We start from the raw sequence: 26,580 nt of genomic DNA on the forward strand, positions 1-26,580 counted from the left end.
CGGCGTTCCGGTCTCCATCTATTTGCAGCTTGACAAACTCCGCGGAGTAGTGTATAATCATGAAAATAGTTAAAGACTGTGATGGGAAGAAGGCGCCGGGGGCCGCTTTTCAGAGAGCCTGCGGAGGGTGCGAGCAGGCAGGGGGCGCGGCGCGTATACTGGTCCCTGAGTCTCCCTACCCAAAGGCACGCCTGTCTTAGGCTTCGCTTAGTAGGTTTGGGACGCGTGGCGGCGTTATTGGCCCAGCCTTGTTTGAGGCTATGAGGGGACATGTGTGAGCGTGTTCCGAAATCACGGGTGGTACCGCGAGATTTGTAATTTTTCGCCCCGGATGCTTTTGTTAGCGTCCGAGGCTTTTCTTCTGCCGCCCGTCCCCAGAGCGGGGGTGAAATTTATAAGGAAGGATGATACAGGATGAAATACGACCACAGGGCTGCGGAGTCCAAATGGCAGAAAAAATGGGAGGAAAAGGGGGTGTTCCACGCCTCCAACGAGTCTGATAAGGAGAAGTTTTTCGCGCTTATCGAATTCCCTTATCCATCGGGAGCGGGCCTGCATGTGGGGCACCCAAGGCCATATATCGGTCTGGACGTGGTGGCTAGGAAGCGGCGGCTGCAGGGGTATAATGTGCTGTACCCCATCGGCTGGGACGCCTTCGGCCTGCCCGCTGAAAACTACGCCATAAAAAACCATGTGCACCCGGAGGGGATTACCCGGCAGAATATCGCAAGGTATAAGAGCCAGATACAGTCCCTTGGAATCTCCTTTGACTGGAGCCGGGAGATAAGCACTATCGACCCGGAATATTATAAGTGGACCCAGTGGATATTTTTACAGCTCTATAAGCATGGGCTGGCCTATAAGAAGGAGATGAATGTCAACTGGTGCACAAGCTGCAAGTGTGTGCTGGCAAATGAGGAGGTCGTCAACGGCGTATGCGAGCGCTGCGGCAGCGAGGTGGTCCACAGGGTGAAGAGCCAGTGGATGCTGAAAATCACCGAGTACGCCCAGCGGCTTATAGACGATTTGGAGCTGGTGGACTATCCCGAGCGGGTGCGCACACAGCAGAAGAACTGGATAGGCCGCTCCACCGGCGCGGAGGTTGACTTTGAGACCAGCGCAGGGGATAAGCTGACGATTTATACTACCAGGCCGGATACCCTCTATGGCGCGACATATATGGTCATCTCCCCGGAGCACCCCTATATAGAGAAGTGGGCCGGTAAGCTCACCAATATGGAGGAGGTGAGGGAGTACCAGGCGCAGGCGGCAAGGAAGTCAGACTTTGAGCGCACGGAGGTCGCCAAGGAGAAGACTGGCGTGAGGCTCCAGGGGGTCACCGCTATAAACCCGGTGACCGGCGGGGAGATACCGGTTTTTATCTCGGATTACGTGCTTGTAAGCTACGGCACCGGGGCAATTATGGCTGTGCCCGCCCACGACGACAGGGACTGGGATTTTGCCAAGAAGTTCCGGCTGCCCATTATAGAGGTGGTAAAGGGCGGCGACGTACAGGCGGCCGCGTTTACGGACTGTGAGACCGGAGTGATGGTGAACTCCGGGATTCTGGACGGCCTGAGCGTTGAAGAAGCTAAAGCCAAGATAACCGGGTTCCTGGAGGAGAAGGGCATAGGCCACGCGAAAGTGAACTATAAGCTCCGGGACTGGGTATTCTCCCGCCAGAGGTACTGGGGCGAGCCCATCCCCATGGTGTATTGTGAGAAGTGCGGATGGCAGCCCATCCCTGAGAGCGAGCTGCCGTTGAAGCTGCCACAGGTGGAGAGCTATGAGCCCACGGACACAGGCGAGTCGCCCCTGGCTAAGATGACCGAGTGGGTGAACACCACCTGTCCCTGCTGCGGCGGACCCGCCAAGAGAGAGACGGACACAATGCCCCAGTGGGCGGGCTCCTCCTGGTACTTCCTAAGGTATATGGACCCACACAATGACGGGGCGCTGGCCTCTAAGGAGGCCCTTGAATACTGGTCCCCGGTGGACTGGTACAACGGCGGCATGGAGCACACCACCCTGCACCTGCTGTACAGCCGCTTCTGGCATAAGTTCCTCTATGATATCGGCGTTACGCCTACGCCGGAGCCCTATGCCAAGCGCACCAGCCACGGCATGATACTGGGCTTAAACCCCCATAATTTCCAGAACCTGCCGGCGGCTGAGCAGAAGAAAATGCTTGAGGAATACGGCAGCCGTGAGAAGGCCCAGGCGGCCCTTAGGGAGCAGTACGGCGAAATGGCCGACCACCCCATTGTCAAGATGAGCAAGTCCCTCAACAACGTGGTAAACCCCGACGGCCTGGTGGAGGAGGTGGGCGCGGACACTGTGCGCCTCTATGAGATGTTCATAGGTGACTTTGAGAAGGCCGCCCCCTGGAGCACGGCAGGCATGAAGGGGTGCAGGAGGCTTGTGGACAGATACTGGGCTCTGCAGGACAATGTCACCGGCAGCGACAGTATCAGCCCGGAGCTTGAGGCCTCCTTCCATAAGGCCATAAAGAAGGTGGGCGAGGATATAGAGACACTGAAGTTCAACACCGCTATCGCTACCCTTATGGCCCTTATAAACGAGATAGGCCAGAACGGTAAGGGGATAACTCGGGAGGAGCTGAGGGTGTTCACCCTGCTGCTGAACCCATTTGCGCCCCATGTCACCGAGGAGGTCTGGGAGGCCTGTAAGCTGGGCGGGGGCATGGCCTGCGAACAGGCCTGGCCCAAGTATGATGAAGCCAAGACCAAGGACAGCATGATTGAGATTGTAGTGCAGATAAAGGGCAAGGTCCGCTCCAGGATAAACGTGCCCGCGGATATGGGCAAGGAGGAGGTTATTGCCGCGGCAAAGGCCGAGGAAAAGATAGCCGCTGAGCTCTCGGGCAAGGACATAGTCAAGGAGATATATGTGCCCGGCAAGCTGGTAAACCTTGTGACAAAGTAATAGAGATAAGACCCCCGGTTTGGAGCCGGGGGTTTTTATCTGGAAATATTTCTGTATTTTCTAAAATTTTCGCGGGACACGGTTGACACCCCGGCTTTTATCATATATAATAGTAAAGCCCCTGTAAAGGGGGCATGAAATATCGGGGTATAGCGCAGTTGGTAGCGCGCGGCATTTGGGATGCTGAGGCCGGGAGTTCGAGTCTCCCTACTCCGACCAAAAATCGACGAGTTTCGACAGAGGCTTGTCGATTTTACTTTTTCACTCTTCACTATCTCCGGGAATGATTTTTGGAGGGAATAGGTAATAGTGAAAAGTGAAGAGGTTCGTGTCCCTGCGGGACAATTGAAATTGTCGCCTACGGGCGGGACGGGGACTGCTCTGAATGGGTGCATCTAAAGTGTTGATGAAACACAACCAAAAGTGAGTCCTTATTGGACTCACCTTCTTTCTCGAGATTTAGGTGGTTATGCAAGGCTTTTATACTTATTCGGAAATTAATTGACTTTAAATCAAATCTATTGTAAACTTATTGCAAACGAATAATTGAATTGATAGTAACATAGAGGTGAACAACATGTATACGCCCTCAAAAGAATGGTGTGAACCCTTTATACTGCAAGAGCAGCATATTCGGAAGATTATTGAAATTATAGAGAATAGAAGGATTGAAAATGCTAGTTCTGAATATGATCCCATTTATAAGTATAAACGTTTAGATGATTATGAGCGTAAAACTAATGATATTAACGATCTTTTTAAAGAAGATAATTGTGGCAGAGTCCGCATAACAAGTTTGAAAATTTCATGCAAAGATTATTTATTTGCGGGCTCCGGTTTAAATTATGAAATAGAATTTAATAGTTGTGAAGGCTCAGAAACATTTGATATGGGATTCATGTTTTTTAAGAGTATTTCTTTAGGAGTTAAAGGAGAAGACCGCGATATAAGCGAATTGCTTTTCAATGAATTAGATGCTTATATTACCAATACAATCATTTCCCATAAGCATCGATGGCTGGTTAGAATTTTAAAGAGAATAACGCCCTTGGGTTTTATGTCTGTTATGATGTTTTTTCTGATTATATCTTCGTTTACTTCGCTCCTTTTAAAAAAGGGACCAAGCAATCGACAGGAAATTATCAATAATGCTGTTTCATCTAAAGATATTTCTCAAAAGTTAGACACGCTTCTACAATTACAACAAAGCGAAGACGTTTCAAATGGAGTACGACCTTTTATTGTAATTGCGCTTTTAATAACGCTTGTTGTATTTTTTGTACTTATGTCCAAAAAAATTAGGAAGAAAATTTATTCTTATTATCCTTTCGTTTTTGACTTTGGAGTGTCTTCAGAAGATTATAAAACACGCACCAGTAAAATTAAGTGGTTAATAGGTATTATTGGAACTTTGGCTTTAAGCGTATTGGCAAATTTTTTGTATAACATTATTTCAAGTGGTTTGTGATAAAACTCAGATAAACCCTCTTATTGACGGCCAGTAAACCGTTGATATTACTGCATTTCTTTAAGTCATATAATTCCACTCCGACCAGCGGCGTGAGAGTTGGCAAAGCCAACTCTTTTTGTCTGTGCCGGGCAAGCTTTTTCTGTCTGACTGGCAAAACCAGGTTTTGGGGAAATAAGGGGCTTGACACACGGCACAAGATATGCTATAATATTACAGCTGTCAGACCATAGACAGCAGGTGCGCCCGGGGTACCGGGAGCTGAAACGGATGTTTCCGGCCTGCCGAGGAAAGATGAGCGTTTGATTTCGGGTGCAGCCCATGCGGCTGTGCCGTTTATCCAGCGTTTCGCGCCTTTCCGCGGTCTTTCCCCGGAAAGGCGTTTTCATTTGATTTTGAGTACGGAGGTGAAAGAATTTGCCCAGCGAGAAGATTTTAGAGCAGAAGAAGCAGCAGGTGGCTGAGCTCAGCGAGGCTTTTAAGGCGGCTAACGTAGGCGTGCTGGTGGACTATACCGGCATCAGCGTTGAGAAGGACACAAAGCTCCGCAAGCAGCTGCGCGAGGCCGGCTGTGAGTACAAGGTGGTCAAGAACACCCTGCTGTCCCGCGCCTTTAAGGAGGCGGGTATTGACGGGCTGGACGAGGTGCTCAACGGCGCCACGGCTATTGCCTACAGCGACAAGGGTTACACCGAGGCCCCCAAGATTTTTGCCGACTACGTAAAGGCCAACCCCACAGGGAAGTTTGCCATTAAGGCGGGCTTTATCGACGGCGGCGCGGTTGACGCGAAGGGTATCGACCAGCTTGCAAAGCTGCCTCCCAAGGAGGTTCTGGTGGCCCAGGTGCTTGGCGGCCTGAATGGGCCCATCCAGGGCTTCGCCAATGTGTGCAGCGGCGTAATGCGCGGCCTGGTGATAGCGCTGAACGCTATCGCGGAGAAGCAGGGTGCATAAGTTTTGTGCCTGAGTTTCTTGTAAAGCTACAAGGTTTTTGTATGAATAGCTAGAAAACAACTATAAAAATTGGAGGAAATTACAATGTCTGAGAAAGTAACAAACCTGATTGAAGAAGTAAAGGCTCTTACCGTTCTGGAGCTTTCCGAGCTGGTAAAGGCCCTGGAGGAGGAGTTCGGCGTGTCCGCTGCCGCTCCCGCCGCTGTTGCCGTGGCTGCCGCCCCTGCCGGCGACGCTCCCGCTGCTGAGGAGAAGACCGAGTTTGACGTTATCCTGAAGGCCCCCGGCGCCAACAAGATTAACGTCATCAAGGTTGTTAAGGAAGCCACCGGCCTTGGCCTGAAGGAGGCCAAGGAGCTGGTTGACGGCGCTCCCAAGGCTGTTAAGGAGGGCATCTCCAAGGACGACGCCGAGGCTCTGAAGACCAAGCTGACCGAGGCCGGCGCTGAGGTTGAGCTGAAGTAAGATAGGCCAGCAGGCAAGGTATACTGTATATAGTAGCAGGTCGGAAGTCAAACACATCCGGCCTGCTTTATTTTACCGTAGTTGTGAACAAATTGTGAATCTTTCAAATAACACTTGCTTTTTCAGAAAAATGGAGCTATAATGTAACCAAATTGTAACACTTGAGATTAAAATGTAATTTTCAATAGACATAATCGGGCCGTCAAAGGGATGGCGGGAGGACATAATATGGGTAAGAAGGCAAGGTTTCTGATATCGTTTCTCTTGGTGCTGGCGGGGACGCTGGCGTTGGTAGCTGTGCTGAGCGCTATGACCCAGGACAGCCCCCAGGCTGCCGCCGACAAGTACATGGAGGAGCTGCACAGCCGGCAGCAGGTGCAGGAGCTCTCCGCGCCGGCTACAGGCCAGCAGGGTATACCGTTCTTCGCAAGCATGGGGGGCTTTATCTTCATCCTGCTCATACCTGCGGCGGGCTGGCTGATGATAGCAAAGGCCAGGCGCACCAGCCAGCGGGCACAGGAGCGTAGGCGCTCAAGGCCCCGGAGGGCGGTGTCTGAGGCACTAAAACTTCGCGTATAAGGGTTTTCGTCCTTTCATATTTTACCTCGAATTGGGCCGGCGTAACTGCCGGTCCGATTTTTGGTTTTTGGGAGGGAGAGTCCCCTGTAAAAATAAGTCTTGACAAAATGCCGCTTTTTTCGTATAGTAAGGGTATTGCGTTTGCATCTGAAAACGGCCGTGCGTTCAGGAGGTCACGGCTATAAAAGCGGCCCGGTTTACGCTGCTCCGGCCTGCCCCAGGTATGGGGAGGACCTAAAATCCTTTGCGGGAGGCAGCGGGTGACCGTCCGGGCTGGGTTATGTTGTGAATAACGAAAGACACGCAACTAATTTTTTCGCAAAGGGGATGCACCCAAGATGAACAATCCAAACAGCACTATCATTTCGCTTAAAGACATCACCGTTTCCTACGACGGCGAGCAGGTGCTGTCAAGCTTTTGCCTTGACATCCACGACGGCGAGTTCCTCACCCTGCTGGGACCCTCCGGCTGTGGCAAGACCACCGTGCTCAGGACCATCGGCGGCTTTATTAAGCCGGACGCGGGGGACGTCTTTTTTTATGGCGAAAACATCACAGCCCTGCCCCCCCATAAGCGGGAGGTGAACACCATCTTCCAGAAGTATGCCCTGTTCCCACACCTGAATGTCTATGACAATATTGCCTTCGGCATGAGGCTGAAGGGCAGGAGCGAGCGTGAGGTGAAGGAGACCGTGCACCAGATGCTTTCAATGGTGAACCTCTCGGGCTACGCCCATAGGGGCATTGGGCAGCTCTCCGGCGGGCAGCAGCAGCGGGTGGCCATGGCAAGGGCCCTGGCAAACGAGCCGAAGGTCCTGCTGTTGGACGAGCCCTTGTCGGCGCTGGATTTGAAGCTCCGCAAGGATATGCAGGTGGAGCTGAAGAAGATTCAGCAGCAGACGGGGATAACCTTCGTCTTTGTCACCCACGACCAGGAGGAGGCGCTGTCTATGTCTGACCGGGTGGTCGTGATGGACGGGGGGAATATCCAGCAGATTGGCATGCCTACGGACATCTATAATGAGCCTGAAAACGCTTTTGTGGCGGACTTTATCGGCGAGTCAAATATCCTCGATGGCCTGATGCTGGAGGATTTTGAGGTCAGGTTTGCCGGGCATAAGTTCAGGTGCCTTGATAAGGGCTTCGGAAACAACACCCCGGTAGATGTGGTAATACGCCCTGAGGACATCGACGTAGTTGCGCCGGACTCCACCCATATCACCGGTGAGGTTACAAATGTCACCTTTAAGGGGGTGCATTACGAGATAATCGTGGACGTGGCCGGGTTTAAGTGGATGATACAGTCCACGGACTACAGGGCTGTGGGGGACCGGATAGGCCTGTCGCTGACGCCGGACGATATACATGTTATGGGGAAATCGGAATACTCCGGCATGTTCGGCGACTACAGCACCTTCTCCGACGAGATGGAGGAGGATATCATCGCCACCGAGGAGGCGCAGCAGGAGGTGGTTGGGGATGAAGACTAACTCCAAGCTCCTGTCGGCCCCATATACTGTGTGGATGACCATATTTATAGTGCTGCCCATGGTGCTTGTGGCGTACTTTGCATTTACCGACAAGCAGGGGAGCTTTACACTTGAGAATATACTCAGCGTGGGGCAGTATTCAAACGTGTTCCTGCGCTCCATCTGGCTGGGGGCGGTGGCGACGGCTATATGCCTGGTGCTGGGCTATCCCCTGGCGTACATAATCGCAAAGCTCCCGGCGAAGCGCCAGAGTGTGATGGTCATGCTGGTAATGCTGCCCATGTGGATGAACTTCCTCCTTCGGACCTATGCCTGGATGACACTCCTTGAGGATAACGGGCTGATAAACGCGGCGCTGAACGCTGTGGGGATGCCGAAGGTGCATATGATAAACACTGCGGGTGCTGTAGTGCTGGGGATGGTGTACAACTATATACCGTATATGGTGCTTCCCCTCTACAGTGTGTTGACGAAGATAGACCAGAGCGTGATAGAGGCTGCACAGGATTTGGGGGCCAGCGATAGCAAGGTGTTCCTGAAAGTGGTGGTGCCCATGAGTATGCCCGGGGTGATAAGCGGGGTTACAATGGTGTTTGTGCCGGCGGTCTCCACCTTTATCATCTCAAAAATGCTGGGCGGCGGGGGGAACCTGCTTATAGGCGACCTTATAGATATGCAGTTTCTGGGCAGCGCCTATAACCCCAACCTGGGCTCAGCCATCTCACTGGTGCTAATGGTGATAATCCTTATCTGTATGGGCATTATGAACCAGTTTGATGACGGGGAGGACAGCGGGAAAGGGGGTATAATGCTATGAGCCGTACAGTAGGCAGGCTTTACACCTTCTTGATATTCCTCTTCCTATACGCGCCTATTTTGGTGCTGATAGTGTTCTCCTTTAACGATACCGAGACCGCCAGCCGGACGGTGTTCAGCGGTTTCTCCCTGAAATGGTATGAGAAGCTATTTGAGGACAGGCTGATACTGGAGGCACTGAGGAACACGCTGATAATAGCGGTAGCTGCGGCTGCGGCTTCCACGGTGCTGGGGACCATGGCGGCTATCGGGATAAACTCTTTAAAGCGGCTGCCCAAAAGAGTGATGATGAATATTACCAATTTCCCGATGGTTAACCCGGAGATAGTAACAGGCGTGTCCATGATGCTGCTTTTCGTGTTTGCGGTGGGGGTGTTCGGCGGAAGGAGCCTGGGGATGGGCTCTATAATTGCGGCACATATCACCTTCTGCCTGCCCTATGTGATACTCCAGGTGCTGCCAAAGCTCAGGCAGATGGACCCGGCGCTGTATGAGGCGGCCCAGGATTTAGGGTGCCCTCCGGTAAAGGCTTTCTTTAAGGTGGTGCTGCCGGAGATAATGCCGGGGATAGTCACCGGGATGATTATGGCCTTTACGCTGTCTATAGACGACTTTGTAATAAGCTATTTCACCAGCGGAACTACCCAGACGCTGCCAATTTACATCTACTCCATGACCCGCAAGCGGGTGAGCCCGGAGATAAACGCCCTCTCCACAGTGATGTTCGCGGCGGTGATGGTGCTGCTTATTATTGTGAACGTGCGCTCCTCAAACAGCGGGGAGCGGGCCGGGAAAGGGGGCGGGCAGGGGTGAAAAGGATTTTTGCTTTACTGCTGGCTATGCTCCTGCTGGCGCCTGGGGCCGCGGCTGCTGAATACGACCCGGATGTGACTATAAATGTATACAGCTGGGGGGAGTACATCGCCAACGGCACGGACGGCTCGATGGATATAAACGCTGAGTTTACCAGGCGCACGGGAATCAAGGTGAACTATACTACCTTTGACAGCAACGAGTCTTTGTACTCCAAGCTGGTGGGCGGGGGCGCGGATTACGACGTGATAGTGCCCTCGGACTATATGGTGTCAAGGCTGATTGACGAGGGAATGCTGCTCCCGCTGGACTATGAGAATATCCCGAACTATCAGTATATTGACGAGCAGTTCAGGAGCCCGGGGTATGACCCTGAGGAGAAATACTCTGTGCCGTACACCTGGGGCGTGGTGGGGGTGTTCTATAATACCCGGTATATTGACGAGGTCACCAGCTGGGAGAGCCTGTGGAACGATGAATATGCCGGGAAGATACTCATGTTTGACAACCCTCGGGACAGCTTTGCCATAGCCCAGTTCCTGCTGGGCCAGGACGTGAACACCACGGACCCTGAGGAGTGGCGGGCGGCGGCGGACCTTCTCAAGGCCCAGAAGCCCCTGGTGCAGGCCTATGTTATGGACCAAATCTTTGACAAGATGGAGAGCGGCGAGGCGTGGATAGCGCCATATTATGCCGGGGACGCGGCAATTTTGGTGGACAACTCAGAGGACATAGACTTCGCCGTGCCAAAGGAGGGAACAAACTTCTTTGTGGACGCAATGTGCGTGCCAAAGACCGCCAGCCATAAGCGGGAGGCTGAGGAGTACATCAACTTCCTGTGTGAGCCTGAGATATCCGGGGCCAATATGGACTATGTGGGCTACTCCACGCCTGAGACGGCGGCCCGGGAGTATCTGGACCCGGAGGTGGCTGAGAGCCCCTTGCACTACCCGGATGCGGAGACCATAGCCCGCACGCAGATTTTTGTAAACCTGCCGGGGGAGACGTCAAAGCAGGTGGACCAGCTCTGGGCAGAGGTGAAGATGGGCGGCCCGGGTGAGTCGGCGGTGCTGGTGGCGATAATCCTGGGGTTCCTGGGGGTATATATTGCCATAATTGTTTATAAAAGGCGTAAGAGGAAAAGAGAGCTGGCGTAGAATATAAGAAACAAAAAGGGCCTCCGGAAAATTCTTCCGGGGGCCCAAGCTGTTGGAGCCGTTACTTTAAGAGACGCTCTCCGTCAAACACCAGCACCCCAAGGGCGCTGCCGTTCTTTCCTCCGGTCAGCAGGTGCTTTTTAAAGGCGCGCTGCATACTGGTGTCCTCGGGAAGCTGAGCGGTGGGGCCGTCGGCGGCGGGACCGAAGACCCGCCAGGCGTCGTCGAAGGCGCCGTCATCTATCTCCAGGATAGTGAAATCGTCCTGGAAGCCGATGATGTTTGAGGCGTCGGAGAGCACCTTGCGGTACTCGGGGTAGAGCAGCCAGGAGTGACAGATACAGACTAAGGGACCGCCCTGCCGCAGGTCTTTAAAGAAGTCGTAGGCCAGTTTATAGGACTGGAGGCGGGCATTGAGGTCGAAGGGCTCGCCGCTGGAGGGGATATGGATGTTTGCAATTTTCTGCCCCGGGCGCAGGGTGACTCCGGCAACCTCCCGGGCGGGATGGTCGTAGGTGATGGTCTCGTACTCCAGCCTGCCGAGCTTCACGATGTCGCAGCGGTAGAAGATGGGGTACCAGAACTGAACGAAGGTGCCGTAAACACCCTTATTATGCATACACTCAATGGCCTTGTACCGCAGGTCGCTGAAGGTGGCGAAGAAGACCTCCTCGCTGATACCCTGGGCGAGATAGTCACCCCGGGCGCGCTCAGCGGCAAAGGCCAGGAAAAGGCCCCAGACAGTATGTACGCTTACGCCGGAGGTTTCGGCAATGTCCTCGATTAGAGGGGTGAGCTGGGCAATGTCAAAGTCGTTTTCATAGAAAAAACTGATTGCGCCGTCCACAGCCCCGGGGTCCAGCCTGCCGGCGGCCTCCATATAGGCGGTCTTGGCCTCGTCGGGGAAGCCTGTGCGCTCCATTAGCAGCTGCAAAAAATCCTTGTTCATTTTGTGCCTCCTAATTTTTCAGTATCGAGAATGATGGTGACAGGTCCGTCGTTTTCCACAGGCACCCGCATATCCGCGCCAAACTCCCCTGTGACTACTGGCACGCCCAGGCCGGAGAGATAGTCCGCAAAATAGAGGAACAGCTCACGGGCCGCAGCGGGCGGGGCGGCCAGGTCGAAGGAGGGCCTGCGGCCCTTTTTGCAGTCGGTGCCCAGGGTGAAGTTGGGGATAAGGAGCACCTGTCCGCCGGTGTCGGAGAGGGAGAGGTTCATCTTATCCTCTGAATCGGAGAAAATGCGCAGGCCTGCAAGCTTGTCTGCAAGCTGGCGGGCCTCAGGCTGGGCGTCGCCCTTCACAACGCCCAGGAATACGGCAAGGCCCGGGCCGATGGAGCGGGTCTCGCCGCCGTTTATTGTGACTGAAGCGGACAGGGCCCGCTGGATTACTGCACGCATATTTTATACCTCCGGAGTGTTCTTGCTATAGTTTAGCATATATTTTGGAAAAGGTAAAGGGCAAGGTTGCATATTCAGAGGCATTTTGTTATAATGTAGGAAAATCTTCCGCGAAAGGGGCGGCAGCATGATTTACGAGATTAGCAACGGAGTCTTTACGGCAAAGGTGGACAGCCTGGGGGCGCAGCTTGTGTCGTTGAAGGGGACAGATGGTTTTGAACTCTTATGGGTCGGGGACCCGGGGTACTGGCGTGAGCACGCGCCGGTGCTGTTCCCCATTGTGGGCGCGCTGAGGGATGGGCGCACCCGCATAGACGGCAGGTGGTACGAGATGTCCCGCCACGGCTTTGCCAAGAATATGGAGTTTGCCCTGGAGGAGCAGGGGGAGGGGTATTTGTCGCTGGCCCTCAGCGCTAGTGACGAGACCAGGAAGGAGTACCCCTTTGACTTTGAGTTTGCCGTTACATATGAGCTGAGCAGTGAGGGGATTACCACGCGGTTTACTGTGCGCAATACCGGAAGCCTGCCGCTGCCCTACTCTGTGGGCGGGCACCCGGGGTTTAACCTGCCGATGGGGGAGGACGCCCGGTTTGAGGATTACACCATACAGTTCCCGGAGCAGGAGCGCCAGGAATGTCCGGCGATAGATTTGGAGACCGGGCTAATACACGGGGATAAGAAGGCCTTCCGGCTGGATGGAAAGGAGATACCTTTACAGCACTCCCTTTTCTATCAGGACGCCCTGGTGTTTGAGGGGCTGAAATCCAACTCGGTGCGGGTGGTGAACAAAAAGTCCGGCAGAGGGGTGGAGATGGATTTTACAGGCTTCCCCATGCTGGGTATCTGGTCAGCGGTGAACGACGGGCCCTATGTGTGCCTGGAGCCCTGGACAGGCTGCGCGACCCTGACTACAGAGGGCGACGAGTTCGTTGAGAAGAAGGGCATGGCACAGCTGGCTCCGGGCCGTGAGGCTGAGCACAGCTTTACGGTGCGCTTTCTGGGGATGGATAAGAACGTGAGCTGGAAGCAGCTGCAGAAGGATGTGTACAGGAACAAGCTGGACCACGGCTTTAATGTGACAGACGTGAATCTGGAGTTCTGCTACCTATACGGCGAGCTCTCCGAGGCCCATGCTGCCTGGCGCACTAAGGACGAGGGGCTGGGGCAGGAACTGGCGGATGTTGCCATATATCTGCTGGGGCTCAGCGAGATACTTGGCTATGATTTGGACGCAGAGGTCAGGAAGAAGATGGAGATAAACAAAAAGCGCCGCTATACCTCTGTGGATGGTGTGATGCGCCGGGTGGAGGAGTAGGGATGGATATAAGGCTGCTGGCCTTTGATTTGGACGGCACCACGCTGCTGAAAAACGCCGTGCTGCCGGAGAGGAACCGGGAGGCCCTGCTGGAGGCACACAGGAGGGGGGCTGTACTTGTGCCCGCCACGGGCCGTATGCGGGGATTTATACCCCACTGTATAACTGAGTTGCCGGTCAGGTATATCATAACCTCAAATGGGGGAGTGGTGTACGATATGGCTAATAATGAGCATATTATAGAAAATCTGATAGATAACGAAACTGCCATAGACGTGCAAAATATTTTGGACAGCTACGATGTGTACATAGAGTACTATACCGGCGGCGAGGCCATTACGAAGACGGGGATGCCGGAGAAGTCCCGGACACATTACGGTATGCCTGAGGTGAAGTGGACCTTTGTGGACAGTAAAGGCTATACCTTTACAGACGACTTCGGGCGGATGCTGGTGGAGACGGGGCTCTGCCCGGAGAAAATAAACCTGCCATACCTGCCGAAGCGGGTGCGCGGGGAGATATGGAAAAGGCTGTCCAGAATAGATGGTATACGCCTCACGTCTTCTGTGCCGGATAATATAGAGATAAACAGCGCAGCTGCCAATAAGGGCGGGGCCCTGAGGGAGCTCTGCCGGATGCTGGATATCCCCATGGAGCAGGTGATGGCCCTGGGGGATAACGGCAACGATGTGACAATGCTGGAGGCTGCCGGGGTGTCTGCGGCTATGAAGGACGGCAGCGAGGACGCTAAAGCGGCGGCAACACTTGTTACCGCCGCGCACGATGATAGCGGGCTTGCAGAGGCTGTATGTAAAGTGTTTGGCTTTACAGTGACTTCATCGGCTCACCCCATTTAGCAAGCTCCTGCCCAAAGAAGTTTACATAGGCCTCCTCAGCCATAGAGCTGACAGGCTGGGAGAGCTTCATGCGCTCAATAACCGGCAGGGACTTGTCCGTCAGCCTCTCGTCGATGGTAACATTGACCACCTCACAGAGGAACAGTGTGCTTTCGGAACATTCCGGGCCGAGCCGCCCCTTTGACAAGGACTCCTCCTTTACAACCTTTAACTCAAGGCTCACCGGGCTCTCGGCTATGGTGGGCACATCCAGCGCCTGCCCGCGCTCAACAGTGGGAAGGCGCTTCATCTTGTCCGGGACGTCCCGGCCGCTGACACAGCCGTAGTAGTCGGCCAGGGGGAGCAGGGGCTCGTTTACCAGGTTAGCCGAGAACATGCCGGTCCTGCGGATAAGGTCCTTTGTGCGTTTTTCCTCGCCGATGCAGGCCATTACACCCAATTTTCCGTTGCCCTCGCCCAGCCAGCACCAGCCGTACCAGCAGAAAAGGCCGAAATGGGGTGTGCCGTCCTCTTCGTAGTTGCCGTAGAGGTAGAGGGCCTGGGGGCAGAAATCATTGCTTATCTCACCTTTTATCTTTGCCATTGTAATTATCTCCTTCCTAAATGTAAAGCAGGTGGACTTTACAGAAGCTTTTGCAGGTTTGCCAGAATGCGGTCTAAAAGGGCGTCAAGTGTGCAGGCGTCCTCCTGGGTCATGCCATCATAAAACAGGCTGTTCATCTGCTGGGAGACCTGGTCATACTTCTGCCGGAGCCCCCGGGCCCTGGGGGTGAGCTTGATGATGACCTGTCTGCCGTCGCTTTCGCCGGGGCCGCGGGTTATGAGCGACGCCGACTCCATCCGGGCCAGCATTGCTGTGAGGGTGCTCTTTGCAAGGCCCGTCTGCTGGACCAGCCTGGCGATGGGCACGCCGTCTTCCTGCCAGAGCACATAGAGAATGCGCCCCTGTGGGCCGTTGAACTCCTCCACGCCGCTCTCCGTGAGCAGCCGCTGGAACACCCGCCCCTGGAGCTGCTTTATCTGGGTTATGAGAAAACCTGTCCTGGTCTCCATAAGTCCTCCTTTCAAAGATATAGTACTATATAAAACTAATCTTGTCAAGTACTATATAGAACTTTTTTGCTAAGTATTCCTGTAATGATTATATACCAGAGCGGCGTCCCATGCAAGTACCGCGCACACATAACGGCTTCGGGCATAGTATAAGGTAGAACTCAAAAGGAGGAGATATCATGCCAGAAATGGAAGGCTTCCCTGAGGTTGAGGGCAGGGATTGCTTTAAGGAAGCGGTCTGTATCGACGCTATGAGGATATATGACTCATGCGGTGATAAGGACTGTGTCGAGGACATACGAGTGCTGTTCCCCACCGCCCGGCAGCCGATGATAGATAGCGCTACCAACGTGCGAATCAAGGACGTGAGCGTTATCACCGTGTATATCGACCTGCAGCCCATACCGTTTAATAAGGGCTTTTACTCGGTGGATATGACCTACTTCTTTGATGTTTGCGTGGAACTGTTCGGCGGGCCTGCCGCCTGCCCGGTGCCGGTGAATGGTGTGGCGGTGTTCAACAAGAAGGTGGTGCTCTACGGGAGCGAGGGGAATGTGAAGGTGTTCTCCTCGGGAGCGTGCACGGATGAATACGCGCCGGTGGACGACGCGAGGGCGCTGCCAAAGGCCACGGTACAGGTGGCTGAGCCCATAGCCCTGTCGGCGAAGCTCTGCGACAGGCCCTGCACCTGCGAGCCCTACTGCCGGATACCTGACAGTATCTGCCAGAGGTACGGCGGGGAGTTCGACTCGGCCCCACAGCGCAACAATGTGTACGTGACCATAGGCCTATTTACCATCGTGCAGATAGTGCGCAGCGTGCCGATGATGATACCGGCCTGTGATTTCTGCGTGCCGGATAAGGAGTGTGTGTCCACCAGCGACAACCCCTGCGAGCTCTTTAGGCGTATCGACTTCCCTATGGGTGAGTTTTTCCCGCCGAGAGCCGGGGAACTGGGTGACTGCGGTTGTGAGAAACATTAGGGGATGCTGAATAGGAAATCCCCCCGGAGGTTTGGGGCTTCCGGGGGGATTTTGCTGGTTTGATTTTTCTTGCGTCATGCTCCATATGGTGGTACACAGTGGCCTTTTGGAGCAGGATTATTCTTTTTCAGTTAGGGTATTGAGGACCGAACTTACTCTATCCCCAGCACCTTATAGTCCTGGGCCTCAACAGCGGCCTTCAGCTCGCTGTCGCTTATATTCCCGCTGAGGGTCACCGCCGCTGTGCCGGATTCGTGGCTCACGTCGGCGCTCTCCACCTGGGCCAGGGCTTCCAGGGCCTTTTTTACCCGGGCCTCGCAGTGTCCGCACATCATGCCTTCGATTTTCATGGTCTTAGTCATAGCTTTTGTCTCCTTTGTGATAGTATTATTTTTAACACGCTTTTTAAAGCGGTGGTCGTGCCTTGGGTCGTAGAGCTTGAAAAGGTTGAGCCTGAGGGCGTTGCTCACCACGCAGAAGCTGGACAGGCTCATGGCCGCAGCGCCAAACATGGGGTTCAGGGTGAGGCCGAGGGGGATGAGCAGGCCCATGGCGAGGGGAATGCCGATGGTGTTATAGAAGAAGGCCCAGAACAGGTTTTGGTGGATGTTCACCAGGGTCGCGCGGCTCAGGCGCAGGGCTGCGGGCACATCTTTAAGGGAGCTTTTCATCAGCACCACATCAGCGGCGTCCAGGGCAACGTCGGTGCCGGCTCCTATGGCTATGCCGGTGTCGGCACGGGTGAGGGCGGGGGCGTCGTTTATTCCGTCGCCAACCATGGCGACCTTGCCCTGGGTTTTCAGCTGTCTGATAACGGCCTCCTTACCGTCGGGAAGCACCCCGGCGATTACCTCGTCAACCCCGGCCTGGGAGCCGATAGCCTGGGCGGTGCGCTGGTTGTCGCCGGTTAGCATTACCACCCGCAGGCCCATGGCCTGCATTTCCCTTATGGCTTCGGGGCTGTCTTCCTTCACGGTATCAGCTACGGCTATCAGCCCCAGCACCTGCTTATTGGTCTCGCTTGCAAAGAACATGGGGGTTTTTCCCTCGCCGGAGAGCCTTAGGGCTTCACTATCCAGGGTGCCAATGGCTATGCCACTCTCCTCAAGCATTGGGCGGTTGCCGGCGATATATGTGCCGCCGTTAAGCTCGGCGCGTACCCCGCGGCCGTGTATGGCGGTGAAGCCCTCCACCGGCTGTAGGGGGATATCTTTTGACAGGGCCTCCTGTACTATGGCGGCGCCCAGGGGGTGCTGTGACGGATTTTCAAGGGCGGCGGCTATAGTGAGCAGCTCCGGCCCGGAGGTACTGCCGGCAGGTATAACGTCGGTGACCTTGGGCTCGCCGGAGGTGATGGTGCCGGTCTTATCCAGCACGACAATATCAGTGCGCCCGGCGGCCTCAAGGGAGACGGCTGTTTTAAACAGTATGCCATTCTTGGCCCCCAGGCCGCTGCCCACCATTATTGCCACCGGGGTAGCGAGCCCCAAAGCGCAGGGGCAGCTTATCACCAGCACGGAGATACCCCTGGCAAGGGCAAAACCGGCTCCGCTGCCCAGGATAAGCCATACGGCGGTGGTAACAATGGCAAGGGCAATTACAGTGGGCACGAAAATGCCCGATACCTTGTCGGCTACCTTGGCGATTGGGGCTTTGGTAGCCGCCGCGTCGCTTACCATCTGGATTATCTGGCTGAGGGTTGTGTCCTGGCCCACCCGGGTGGCCTGACATTTCAGGTAGCCGGATTTGTTGAGGGTTGCGGCGGAAACCGGGTCCCCGGGGCCTTTGTCCACAGGGACGCTCTCGCCAGTTAGGGCGCTCTCGTCCACTGCCGCTGTGCCCTCCAGCACAATGCCGTCCACCGGTACGCTCTCACCGGGGCGCACGGCGAAGGCGTCCCCGGGCATGACCTGCTCGATGGGCACCTGGACCTCCTTGCCGTCGCGGATTAAGGCGGCGGTCTTGGGGGCCAGCTTCATCAGGCTTTTCAGGGCGTCGGTGGTGCGGCCCTTGGAGCGGGCCTCCAGTAATTTGCCCAGGGTTATGAGGGCAAGTATCATGCCCGCCGACTCAAAATAGAGCTCCATCATGTAGTCCATCACGGCGGCGCTGTCCCCGCGGAGCTGTGCGCCGGTCATGGCGAACAGGGCGTAGGTGCTGTAGACAAAGGCCGCCGCCGCGCCCAGGGCCACCAGGGTGTCCATATTTGGCGACCGGTGCCAGAGGCTTTTGAAGCCGCTGATAAAGAAGCGCTGGTTTATTACCATGATTATCCCTGTCAATAACAGCTGTATCAGGCCCACGGCAATATGGTTGCCGGCGAGAGCCCCGGGGAGGGGCCAGCCCCACATCATATGGCCCATGGAGAAGTACATAAGGACTATGAGGAAGCCCATGGACCAGAAGAGGCGCTTTTTGAGAAGGGGGGTCTGGGTGTCCTTCAGGCTGTCTTCGCTTACGGAGCTCTCCCGGGCGGCGGCATTGGCCTGACCCTTTTCAGTTGCGCCGTACCCGGCGGATTCCACTGCGGCTATTATCTCCCCGGGGGAGGCGCTGCCCTCCACGCCCATGGAGTTTGTGAGCAGGCTCACCGAGCAGCTGGTTACGCCCGGAAGCTTGCCCACGGCCTTTTCGACTCTGGCGCTGCACGCCGCGCAGGTCATGCCGGTGACATTGTATTGGTTCATAGTAGCTCCTTTCTAATCTAAATAATATATAAGTGTGTTTGCCGGCTATCTCATCAGCTTTTGCAGCGCGGCGGTGAGCTCATCCACGGTGCTGTCGTCACCGCGCCGCAGATCCTCTGCAACGCAGGTGCGCAGGTGCTGGGACAGGAGCTCCCTTGAGAAGGCGTTCAGAGCCGCCCCTACCGCTGCCACCTGGGCCAGGACGTCAATGCAGTACGCGTCCTTTTCGAGCATTCCCCGGATACCCCGCACCTGTCCCTCAATACGGCTCAGCCGGTTTATCAGGCGCTTGTATTCGTCGTCGGAGCGCTCCCTGGTCTTATGGCATTCCTCGCACATGATTGAGGCCTCCTTTTTGCAGTATACCCACAGGGGGTATATTTATTATATACCAGGGAGGGGTATTTGTCAAGAGTAAAAAAAGCCGGGGCAGAAGCCATGCCCCGGCTGCGGCTCACCACCGCTTCATATTCCTCTCATGCTTCTCCCGGTAGACCTTCTCCAGCTCCTGGGGAGTGATGTTATAGCACAGCAGCACATCGTTAAAATACATCATCACGTCGCACATCTCCTCGATAAAGTGCCTGCGTTCCGGGGTATCTGCCAGCAGTTTCTCAGTGGGGGTCTTCTTCATCACATCGGCGGCCTCTCCCGCCTCACAGAACATCCACAGCAGCATCCGCACGGCCTTCTCCGGGTACAGCCCGCCCCACTGGTCATAGTATTTTTCCTGCAGCTCCTTCTGGATAGCCTGCATATCATCAAAGCCGAAATTTGCCAACTCACCCACTCCTATACTATTTCAAAATAAAAATAAATATGGGTAAAGTATATCACCGGGGGCGAAGGTTGTCAACTAATCGATTACCCGCACGCGGATGTTGGCCTCAAGGGTGGAGAGCTCCCGGACGGCAGGGGAGACGTCGCCGCCGGTCACATCCAGGACGGTGTAGGCGTAGTCGCCGCGGGACTTGCTCTGCATGTTCTCAATGTTTATGCCGGCCCTGCCGCAGACGCTGGTGAAGTCGGCAATGGCCCCGGGGACGTTCCTGTGTATCACGCAGATACGCCTGGTGCCGGGCTCCCGAGCCATGGAAAGGTTTGGCAGGTTTACAGAGTTTATAATATTGCCGTTTTCAATATACTCCTTTATCTGGTCCACAGCCATCTGAGCGCAGTTGTCCTCGCTCTCGGGGGTGGAGGCTCCGAGATGGGGCAGGGGTATCACGTTCTCGGTGCAGAGCATTTCGTCAGAGGGGAAGTCCGTGGCGTAGGCGGCGCACTTGCCGGACTGCAGCGCCGACAGCAGGGAGGGGGAGTCCACCAGCTCGCCCCTGGCAAAGTTCAGCAGCCGCACACCGTCCCTCATCTTATTGAGGGTATGGGAGTCTATCATGCCCTTGGTCTCGGCGGTGGCAGGCAGGTGCAGGGTGATATAGTCGCAGTTCTGGTATATCTCGTCCAGAGACATGGAGCGGTGCACCGAGCGGGAGAGCCTCCAGGCGGCGTCTACTGATAGGAAAGGGTCGTAGCCGTAGACCTCCATGCCTAGGGAGTGGGCGGCGTTGGCGACTAAAATGCCGATGGCCCCAAGACCCACTACGCCGAGGGCCTTGCCCTGTATCTCAGGCCCGGCAAACTGCCCCTTGCCCTTCTCCACCAGCTTTGAGACCTCGGCGCCCTGGCCCTTGAGGATCTTCACCCAGTCCATAGCGGCGGGTATCTTCCGGGAGCTCATAAACAGCGCGCAGAGCACCAGCTCCTTCACGGCGTTGGCGTTGGCGCCGGGTGTGTTGAACACCGCGATACCCTTTTTGGCGCAGTCCCCGGCGGGTATATTATTAGTTCCGGCCCCGGCCCTTGCTATAGCCAGAAGGCTCTCGGGCAGCTCCATATCGTGCATAGAAGCGGAGCGCACCAGTATGCCGTCTGGGTCCTTCATCTCCGGGGAGAAGGTGTAGCTCTCACCAAAGCGCTTTGTGCCGGTGGGGCTTATTTTGTTCAGGCAGAGTATTTTATACATGGGAATCATCCTTTCAAAATTGTTGGAGGGCTATTGACATAAATGTGAAACGTGGTATAATATAAACATAAAGAGGCGCTGAACGGATTAAGGATTCGAACGGTTGGCCTTTATCTGGTAAGTAACCGCGTTCCTTGGCCGGGGGCGGTTACTTTTTTGTGTGCAGGGCAATGAGTAAATCCACGATGATGTGAAGTACCATCACCATAGCTATCAATGCTTCATAAGCACTCATAAGCGCGGCCTCCTTTCCGTGTGGATTTGCGACAGGGTCTCGCATATGTCCGGGCACGTACTTGTCGGCCAACCGTCCGCCGTTCTACTGGAATAATCCATTTGTGTTCAGCGCCGCCCCCTCGTTGGGGGGCGCTTCTATTTTGCAGTATAACCCAAATTATGTCAATAAGTTTGTAAAGGAGAATCAGCCGTTGCTGCTCTCAAACTCCCTCATAAAGGCCACCAGCTTATCCACGCCCTCGGGGGGCATGGCGTTATAGATGGAGGCGCGCATACCGCCTACGCTGCGGTGTCCCTTTAGGTTTACAAAGCCTGCGGCTGCGGCCTCTTTTACGAACTTTGCGTCAAGGTCCTTGTCGCCGGTGACGAAGGTCACGTTCATGATGGAGCGGCTGTCCTTCCGGGCGCAGGGCTTGAAAAGCTTGGAATTGTCCAGGAAATCGTAGAGGACCTGGGCTTTTTTCTCGTTGCGCTCCTGCATTTTCTGGAGGCCGCCTATGTCGTTCTTTATCCACTCCAGCACCAGCTTGCACATGTAGATGGGCCAGCAGGGAGGGGTGTTGTACATGGAGTCGTTGTCTGCCATGACCTTATAGTCGAACATGGTGGGGGTGCCGGGGAGGGTGGAGCCTATAAGGTCCTCGCGGACTATGACGATGGTGAGCCCGGCGGGGGCCACATTCTTCTGGGCGCCGGCATATAGTAAACCAAACCTGGTTATGTCAATCGGACGGCTTAGGATACAGGAGGAGATATCCGCCACAAGGGGCACGCTGCCGGTGTCGGGGAGCTCATGCCAGAAGGTGCCGTATATGGTATTGTTCATGCAGATATGCAGGTAGTCGGCGTCGGGGCGCAGCTCGTTTTTGTCGATGGCGGGGATATGGCTGAAGGTATCGTCCTTTGAGGAGGCCACGACCTTGCAGTCGCCGTAATTGCAGGCCTCTTTATAGGCCTTGGTGGAGAACTGGCCGGAGAGGACGTAGTCTGCCTTGCGGTTTTTTACCATCAGGTTCATGGGCACGGCTGCAAACTGGCTGGAGGCACCGCCCTGCAAAAACAGCACCTTATAGTTGTCGGGTATGCACATGACTTCCCGCAGAAGGGCCTGAGCCTCGGCTATAATGGGCTCGAAGGCGGCGGAGCGGTGGGACATCTCCATTACCGACTGGCCCGTGGAGCCGTACTCAAGCAGCTCGCCGGCGGCTTTCTCCAGGACCGGCACCGGCAACATGGAGGGTCCGGCGGAAAAATTGTAGACTCTTGACATGGTTTCTTACCTCCTAATATTTCATCAGACTAATATAATAAAAAGTATGCTTTTCATTATTATAGCGTTTGGGGAGCCAAAATGCAAGAAAAAACGGCGGCCAATTCATTTTGTAGGAAAAATGCGGCGAATTTCATAAAATGTTTGCCCTCATGATAAATTTATGATATAATGTTGGATACAGACCCTAAGTGAATATTAGGAGGTAAAACTATGCAGGTAAAAGACATCGTAGACATACTTAAATGCCAGATACTGGTGGAGGGGGACCTTAATCAGGAGGTGAAAACGGCCTGCGGCAGCGACATGATGAGCGACGTGCTGGCCTTTGTCAAGGACCAGTCGGTGCTGCTGACAGGGCTTATGAACCCCCAGGTGGTGCGCACGGCGGAGATGATGGATATGCACTGCATCGTGTTCGTAAGGGGCAAGCCGGTAAACCAGCAGGTGCTGGATTTGGCGGAGATGAAGGATATGACGGTTTTAAGCTCACCCTACCGCATGTTCACCGCCTGCGGGCTGTTGTTTGAAAACGGTCTGAGAGGAGGCTGTGACATATCATGAGTATGCTGCATCTTGAGTACCAGGTGCCCGGCGACGACTTTACCCGGGCGGGAGAGGCCTCCGGGGACGTGAAGCACAAGCTGAAAAAGCTGGGCTATGAGCCGGACGCCATACGCAGGGTCGCTATTGCAATGTATGAAGGGGAGATAAACCTTGTGATACATGGCGGCGGCGGGGAGGCCGTGGTGGACGTGGACCCGGACAGGGTGGACATAGCCCTTATAGACCAGGGCCCGGGTATCCCCGACGTGGAGCAGGCTATGCAGGCGGGCTGGTCCACGGCCCCTGACAACGTGCGGGCCCTGGGCTTCGGCGCGGGGATGGGCCTGCCGAATATGAAGAAATATACCGACGGGATGACCATTGATTCAACGGTGGGCGTCGGCACTACGGTTAAGATGACGGTGATTCCCGGAAGAAAGGGGTGAAACCCGGTGAAGGAGTTCTTTCACTCGGTCACGCTGCATGAGGACAAATGCGTGGGCTGCACCAACTGCGTGAAGCGCTGCCCGACTGAGGCCATACGCATACGAAACGGCAAGGCCTTTATTGCCTCGGAGCGCTGCATAGACTGCGGCGAGTGCATACGTATCTGCCCTCACCACGCGAAAAGGGCCAGGTACACCCACCTGGACGAGCTGGATAAATTTACCTATAAGATAGCCCTGCCCGCCCCGGCACTTTATGGGCAGTTCAACAATCTGGACGACATAGACTATGTGCTCACGGGGCTCAAGCAGATGGGATTTGACCAGGTATACGAGGTCTCGAGAGCCGCGGAGCTGGTGAGCGAGGCCACCCGGAAGATGATGTACAATGCTGAGACGGGGGCCAACCTGCCAAGGCCTGTGATAAGCTCGGCCTGCCCGGCGGTGGTAAGGCTTATAAGGGTCAGGTTCCCTGACTTATGCGACCATGTGCTGCCTTTAAAGTCGCCTATGGAGACAGCGGCGGGGATGGCAAAAAGGGAGGCCGTGGAGAAGACCGGGCTCCCTGAGGAGCAGATAGGCTGTTTCTTTATAACACCCTGTCCCGCGAAGGTCACGGACATAAAAATGCCCCTGGGCATGGAGAAATCCTGTGTTGACGGAGCCATAGCCATAAGCGAGGCATTTCCCCAGCTCTCACATAAGATGGACCACCTGGAGTGCATAGAGCCCATAGCTAACTCCGGCATTATCGGGGTGGGCTGGAGCACCAGCGGCGGTGAGTCGGCGGCCCTGCTCAACGAGAAATATCTGGCGGCCGACGGCATAGAGAATGTGATAAGGGTGCTGGAGGAGGTCGAGGACGAGCGCATAGGGGACCTGGACTTCATCGAGCTCAACGCCTGCGCAGGAGGCTGTGTGGGAGGGGTGCTCTGTGTTGAAAACCCCTATGTTGCCAAAGCGAGGATACAGCGCCTGAGGAAATACCTGCCGGTGAGCCAGAACCATTTGGCGGGCGGGCCTGTGCCCACTGAAATGGAGTGGGAGGGCGAGCTGGAGTTTTCCAACGTCATGACCCTCTCCTCGGATTTGGGCGAGGCCATGCGGATGATGGTGGAGATAGACAATATCGAGGAGGAGCTGCCGGGGCTGGACTGCGGGGCCTGCGGCGCGCCTACCTGCCGGGCCTTTGCCGAGGACGTGGTAAAGGGCGCGTGCAAGAAAACTGACTGTGTGTTCGTCTACCGCAAGCAGATGCAGAAGGTGGCGAGCACTATATCCCAGCTTGAGGGGGGCCTTGGCTGGCACCCAGGAGACGGGAATAACGACGGTGAGGAGGATGGAAAATGACGGTCAAAGAGATGGCCGGGGCTCTCGGCTGGAAGCTTCTGGCCGGTGAGGACGGCCAGGACAATGAGGCAGACGGCTGCTATGTGGGAGACCTTCTCAGCTGGGTAATGGGCCGGGCCCAGGCGGGGAATGTCTGGCTGACGGTGATGGGGAATCTAAACGCCATAGCGGTGGCGGCCCTGGCGGACACCAGCTGCATAGTGCTCTGTGAGGATTCGGCCCTGGACGCCGACGCCAAAAACCGGGCCGATATGCAGGGCATACCGGTGTACGGCTGCGGGCCAAACCTGTATGACACCGCCGTGCAGGTCCACGGCCTGCTGAAATGAGCGCATATTCCTACGACTTCCATATACACTCCTGCCTGTCCCCCTGCGGCGACAACGATATGACCCCCAATAATATTGTGGGCATGGCGGCAATCTCGGGCCTTGAGATAATTGCCATTACCGACCATAACACCTGCAGGAACGCCCCGGCGGTGTTAAAGGCGGCTGAGGAGGCGGGGATTACCGCTATCCCGGGCATGGAGCTGTGCACCAGCGAGGAGGCGCATATTGTCTGCCTTTTTGAGACCTTAGAGGGTGCTATGGAGTTCGACAGGTACATATATGATAATATGCCCCATATAAAAAATAAGCCGGAGATTTTCGGGGAGCAGAGGATTCTGGACAAAAACGACGGGCTTATTGGGACTCTTGACGATTTGCTGCTGGTGGCCTCGTACATCGGCGCGGACGAGGTGAAGGCCCTCTGTGAGAAATACGGCGGCACAGCTTTCCCTGCCCACGTGGACAGGGACTCGTACAGCCTCACCGCGGCCCTTGGAAGCATACCGCCGGAGGGAGGGTATACCTTCGCGGAGGTCACCAGGGAGGCGGATTTAGCAGAGGTGGCGGGGATGTACCCGGAGCTGCGCTCCATGGGGATAGTGCGGGACTCTGACAGCCACTACCTGGATACGCTGGCGACCTCTGTGCCGCACAGTATAGAGCTGCCGGAGAAATCCGTGGGGGCGGTGCTCAGACTACTATCAGGAAAATGATATCGATAGAATATATCGATATTTTGGTAACTATAACCAGGTCTTCAAGTGAAATTTGTTGGAAATTGTTGTTCTTTTGCTTTTAATTCTTTTTTGGAATTATAAACCCTGTTTGATTTGATATATTTAACTTACGATGTAAGAAGAAAGGAAGATGGTCGATTTATGCAAAAACGTATCAGCACTCTGCCCTTCCACGACACCCCCGAGCAGGCCCAGAAGCTTGAGGAGGTCATAGCCAGCCTGCAGGGCCAGGCGGGGGCTGTCATGCCCGCGCTGCACCAGGCCCAGGACATCTACGGCTACCTGCCCATGGAGGTGCAGAAAAAGATTGCCGACGGACTGGGGGTCTCCCTGGAGGAGGTCTACGGCGTTTCCACGTTCTACTCACAGTTCAGCCTTACCCCCAAGGGGCGCAACCACATCTCCGTCTGCCTTGGCACGGCCTGCTATGTTAAGGGCTCGGACAAGGTGCTGGACAGGATAGTTGAGAAGCTGCATATCCAGCCCGAGGAGTGCACCGAGGACGGGCTCTTCTCACTCACCGCCTGCCGCTGCATAGGCGCATGCGGCCTGGCCCCGGTTATGATGATAAACGAGGACGTCTACGGCCGCCTGGCCCCTGAGGACGTGGACGGCATCCTTGAGAAGTATGCGGAGTAGACTTTAAAACAGG

The 26,580-nt window shown here is 55.3% G+C and carries 28 protein-coding genes, 1 tRNA gene and 1 other annotated feature; of the genes, 20 read left to right on the forward strand and 9 right to left on the reverse strand.

The window, feature by feature from the left end; translation table 11 throughout:
* Positions 1-59 precede the first annotated feature (59 nt).
* The 11 genes from D5270_RS17235 to D5270_RS06775 all read left to right on the forward strand — a co-directional run bounded on the left by D5270_RS17235 (position 60) and on the right by D5270_RS06775 (position 10,688).
* Positions 60-200 (forward strand): hypothetical protein, encoded by a 141-nt coding sequence (locus D5270_RS17235; RefSeq protein WP_442858596.1) that lies wholly within the window; start codon positions 60-62, stop codon positions 198-200.
* Between the two features lie 214 nt (positions 201-414).
* On the forward strand, positions 415-2,946 hold the full coding sequence (leuS, locus tag D5270_RS06730; RefSeq protein ID WP_166543377.1) for a leucine--tRNA ligase: 2,532 nt from the start codon (positions 415-417) through the stop codon (positions 2,944-2,946).
* Between the two features lie 143 nt (positions 2,947-3,089).
* Positions 3,090-3,165, forward strand: a tRNA-Pro gene (locus D5270_RS06735).
* 349 nt (positions 3,166-3,514) lie between these two features.
* Positions 3,515-4,414: a hypothetical protein gene (locus tag D5270_RS06740; RefSeq protein ID WP_166543378.1), complete on the forward strand. Its 900-nt coding sequence runs from the start codon at positions 3,515-3,517 to the stop codon at positions 4,412-4,414.
* Between the two features lie 209 nt (positions 4,415-4,623).
* Positions 4,624-4,811 (forward strand) — a sequence feature (ribosomal protein L10 leader region).
* Positions 4,812-4,831: 20 nt separating this feature from the next.
* Entirely contained in the window at positions 4,832-5,368 is a 537-nt protein-coding gene (gene rplJ / locus D5270_RS06745) for a 50S ribosomal protein L10 (protein ID WP_166543379.1), read from the forward strand.
* An 84-nt stretch (positions 5,369-5,452) separates the two neighbouring features.
* Complete coding sequence (gene rplL, locus D5270_RS06750; protein WP_161472268.1) at positions 5,453-5,833, forward strand: 50S ribosomal protein L7/L12; 381 nt, start codon at positions 5,453-5,455, stop codon at positions 5,831-5,833.
* 228 nt (positions 5,834-6,061) lie between these two features.
* Positions 6,062-6,412, forward strand: coding sequence for a Trp biosynthesis-associated membrane protein (locus D5270_RS06755; protein WP_161472269.1), 351 nt, complete (start codon positions 6,062-6,064; stop codon positions 6,410-6,412).
* Between the two features lie 338 nt (positions 6,413-6,750).
* Complete coding sequence (locus D5270_RS06760; RefSeq protein WP_161472270.1) at positions 6,751-7,902, forward strand: ABC transporter ATP-binding protein; 1,152 nt, start codon at positions 6,751-6,753, stop codon at positions 7,900-7,902.
* Positions 7,892-8,719: an ABC transporter permease gene (locus tag D5270_RS06765; protein ID WP_161472271.1), complete on the forward strand. Its 828-nt coding sequence runs from the start codon at positions 7,892-7,894 to the stop codon at positions 8,717-8,719. The genes D5270_RS06760 and D5270_RS06765 overlap by 11 nt, the downstream gene beginning before the upstream one ends.
* Positions 8,716-9,531 (forward strand): ABC transporter permease, encoded by an 816-nt coding sequence (locus tag D5270_RS06770; RefSeq protein ID WP_161472272.1) that lies wholly within the window; start codon positions 8,716-8,718, stop codon positions 9,529-9,531. Before D5270_RS06765 ends, D5270_RS06770 begins: the two co-directional genes overlap by 4 nt.
* Positions 9,528-10,688, forward strand: coding sequence for an ABC transporter substrate-binding protein (locus tag D5270_RS06775; protein ID WP_330587424.1), 1,161 nt, complete (start codon positions 9,528-9,530; stop codon positions 10,686-10,688). The genes D5270_RS06770 and D5270_RS06775 overlap by 4 nt, the downstream gene beginning before the upstream one ends.
* A gap of 61 nt (positions 10,689-10,749) precedes the next feature.
* Here the strand turns inward: D5270_RS06775 and D5270_RS06780 are convergent, their stop codons facing one another.
* On the reverse strand, positions 10,750-11,637 hold the full coding sequence (locus D5270_RS06780) for an acyltransferase domain-containing protein (RefSeq protein ID WP_166543380.1): 888 nt from the start codon (positions 11,635-11,637) through the stop codon (positions 10,750-10,752).
* Complete coding sequence (gene dtd / locus D5270_RS06785) at positions 11,634-12,092, reverse strand: D-aminoacyl-tRNA deacylase (protein ID WP_166543381.1); 459 nt, start codon at positions 12,090-12,092, stop codon at positions 11,634-11,636. The genes D5270_RS06780 and dtd overlap by 4 nt, the downstream gene beginning before the upstream one ends.
* A 127-nt stretch (positions 12,093-12,219) precedes the next feature.
* Here dtd and D5270_RS06790 point away from each other — a divergent pair, with 127 nt between their 5' ends.
* Both D5270_RS06790 and D5270_RS06795 read left to right on the forward strand, forming a co-directional pair.
* On the forward strand, positions 12,220-13,407 hold the full coding sequence (locus D5270_RS06790) for an aldose epimerase family protein (RefSeq protein WP_166543382.1): 1,188 nt from the start codon (positions 12,220-12,222) through the stop codon (positions 13,405-13,407).
* A 2-nt stretch (positions 13,408-13,409) separates the two neighbouring features.
* Entirely contained in the window at positions 13,410-14,264 is an 855-nt protein-coding gene (locus D5270_RS06795; RefSeq protein ID WP_166543383.1) for an HAD-IIB family hydrolase, read from the forward strand.
* Here the strand turns inward: D5270_RS06795 and D5270_RS06800 are convergent.
* Together D5270_RS06800 and D5270_RS06805 are read right to left on the reverse strand one after the other, a co-directional pair.
* Complete coding sequence (locus tag D5270_RS06800; RefSeq protein WP_166543384.1) at positions 14,233-14,847, reverse strand: flavin reductase family protein; 615 nt, start codon at positions 14,845-14,847, stop codon at positions 14,233-14,235. The two genes, D5270_RS06795 and D5270_RS06800, sit on opposite strands and share 32 nt — an antisense overlap.
* A gap of 38 nt (positions 14,848-14,885) precedes the next feature.
* Positions 14,886-15,317 (reverse strand): MarR family transcriptional regulator, encoded by a 432-nt coding sequence (locus tag D5270_RS06805; RefSeq protein ID WP_166543385.1) that lies wholly within the window; start codon positions 15,315-15,317, stop codon positions 14,886-14,888.
* Between the two features lie 179 nt (positions 15,318-15,496).
* On the opposite strand from D5270_RS06805, the gene D5270_RS06810 reads away from it, so the two are divergent.
* Positions 15,497-16,300 carry a hypothetical protein gene (locus tag D5270_RS06810; RefSeq protein ID WP_243150242.1) on the forward strand — a complete coding sequence of 268 codons (804 nt, stop codon included), beginning with the start codon at positions 15,497-15,499 and terminating at the stop codon, positions 16,298-16,300.
* A gap of 152 nt (positions 16,301-16,452) precedes the next feature.
* Here the strand turns inward: D5270_RS06810 and D5270_RS06815 are convergent, their stop codons facing one another.
* The 5 genes from D5270_RS06815 to serC all read right to left on the reverse strand — a co-directional run bounded on the left by D5270_RS06815 (position 16,453) and on the right by serC (position 22,517).
* Positions 16,453-18,987: a heavy metal translocating P-type ATPase gene (locus D5270_RS06815; RefSeq protein WP_166543386.1), complete on the reverse strand. Its 2,535-nt coding sequence runs from the start codon at positions 18,985-18,987 to the stop codon at positions 16,453-16,455.
* Positions 18,988-19,032: 45 nt separating this feature from the next.
* Positions 19,033-19,326, reverse strand: coding sequence for a metal-sensing transcriptional repressor (locus D5270_RS06820; RefSeq protein WP_166543387.1), 294 nt, complete (start codon positions 19,324-19,326; stop codon positions 19,033-19,035).
* Positions 19,327-19,441: 115 nt separating this feature from the next.
* Positions 19,442-19,768 (reverse strand): nucleotide pyrophosphohydrolase, encoded by a 327-nt coding sequence (locus D5270_RS06825; RefSeq protein ID WP_166543388.1) that lies wholly within the window; start codon positions 19,766-19,768, stop codon positions 19,442-19,444.
* Positions 19,769-19,843: 75 nt separating this feature from the next.
* On the reverse strand, positions 19,844-21,010 hold the full coding sequence (locus tag D5270_RS06830) for a phosphoglycerate dehydrogenase (protein ID WP_166543389.1): 1,167 nt from the start codon (positions 21,008-21,010) through the stop codon (positions 19,844-19,846).
* 421 nt (positions 21,011-21,431) lie between these two features.
* On the reverse strand, positions 21,432-22,517 hold the full coding sequence (serC, locus tag D5270_RS06835; RefSeq protein ID WP_166543390.1) for a 3-phosphoserine/phosphohydroxythreonine transaminase: 1,086 nt from the start codon (positions 22,515-22,517) through the stop codon (positions 21,432-21,434).
* A 213-nt stretch (positions 22,518-22,730) separates the two neighbouring features.
* Here serC and D5270_RS06840 point away from each other — a divergent pair, with 213 nt between their 5' ends.
* From D5270_RS06840 to nuoE, 6 genes are all read left to right on the forward strand, one after another.
* Positions 22,731-23,081: a DRTGG domain-containing protein gene (locus D5270_RS06840; RefSeq protein ID WP_166543391.1), complete on the forward strand. Its 351-nt coding sequence runs from the start codon at positions 22,731-22,733 to the stop codon at positions 23,079-23,081.
* A complete protein-coding gene (locus D5270_RS06845) occupies positions 23,078-23,509 on the forward strand; it encodes an ATP-binding protein (RefSeq protein WP_161472285.1) in 432 nt (143 codons plus the stop codon). The genes D5270_RS06840 and D5270_RS06845 overlap by 4 nt, the downstream gene beginning before the upstream one ends.
* Before the next feature lie 6 nt (positions 23,510-23,515).
* Positions 23,516-24,859, forward strand: coding sequence for a [Fe-Fe] hydrogenase large subunit C-terminal domain-containing protein (locus D5270_RS06850; protein WP_166543392.1), 1,344 nt, complete (start codon positions 23,516-23,518; stop codon positions 24,857-24,859).
* Positions 24,856-25,188, forward strand: coding sequence for a hypothetical protein (locus D5270_RS06855; RefSeq protein ID WP_166543393.1), 333 nt, complete (start codon positions 24,856-24,858; stop codon positions 25,186-25,188). Before D5270_RS06850 ends, D5270_RS06855 begins: the two co-directional genes overlap by 4 nt.
* Positions 25,185-25,904: a PHP domain-containing protein gene (locus D5270_RS06860; RefSeq protein ID WP_166543394.1), complete on the forward strand. Its 720-nt coding sequence runs from the start codon at positions 25,185-25,187 to the stop codon at positions 25,902-25,904. Before D5270_RS06855 ends, D5270_RS06860 begins: the two co-directional genes overlap by 4 nt.
* A gap of 165 nt (positions 25,905-26,069) precedes the next feature.
* Positions 26,070-26,567 (forward strand): NADH-quinone oxidoreductase subunit NuoE, encoded by a 498-nt coding sequence (gene nuoE, locus D5270_RS06865; RefSeq protein ID WP_166543395.1) that lies wholly within the window; start codon positions 26,070-26,072, stop codon positions 26,565-26,567.
* Positions 26,568-26,580 lie beyond the last annotated feature (13 nt).

The organism is Acutalibacter sp. 1XD8-36, assembly GCF_009917525.1.
Classification (GTDB): domain Bacteria; phylum Bacillota; class Clostridia; order Oscillospirales; family Acutalibacteraceae; genus Acutalibacter.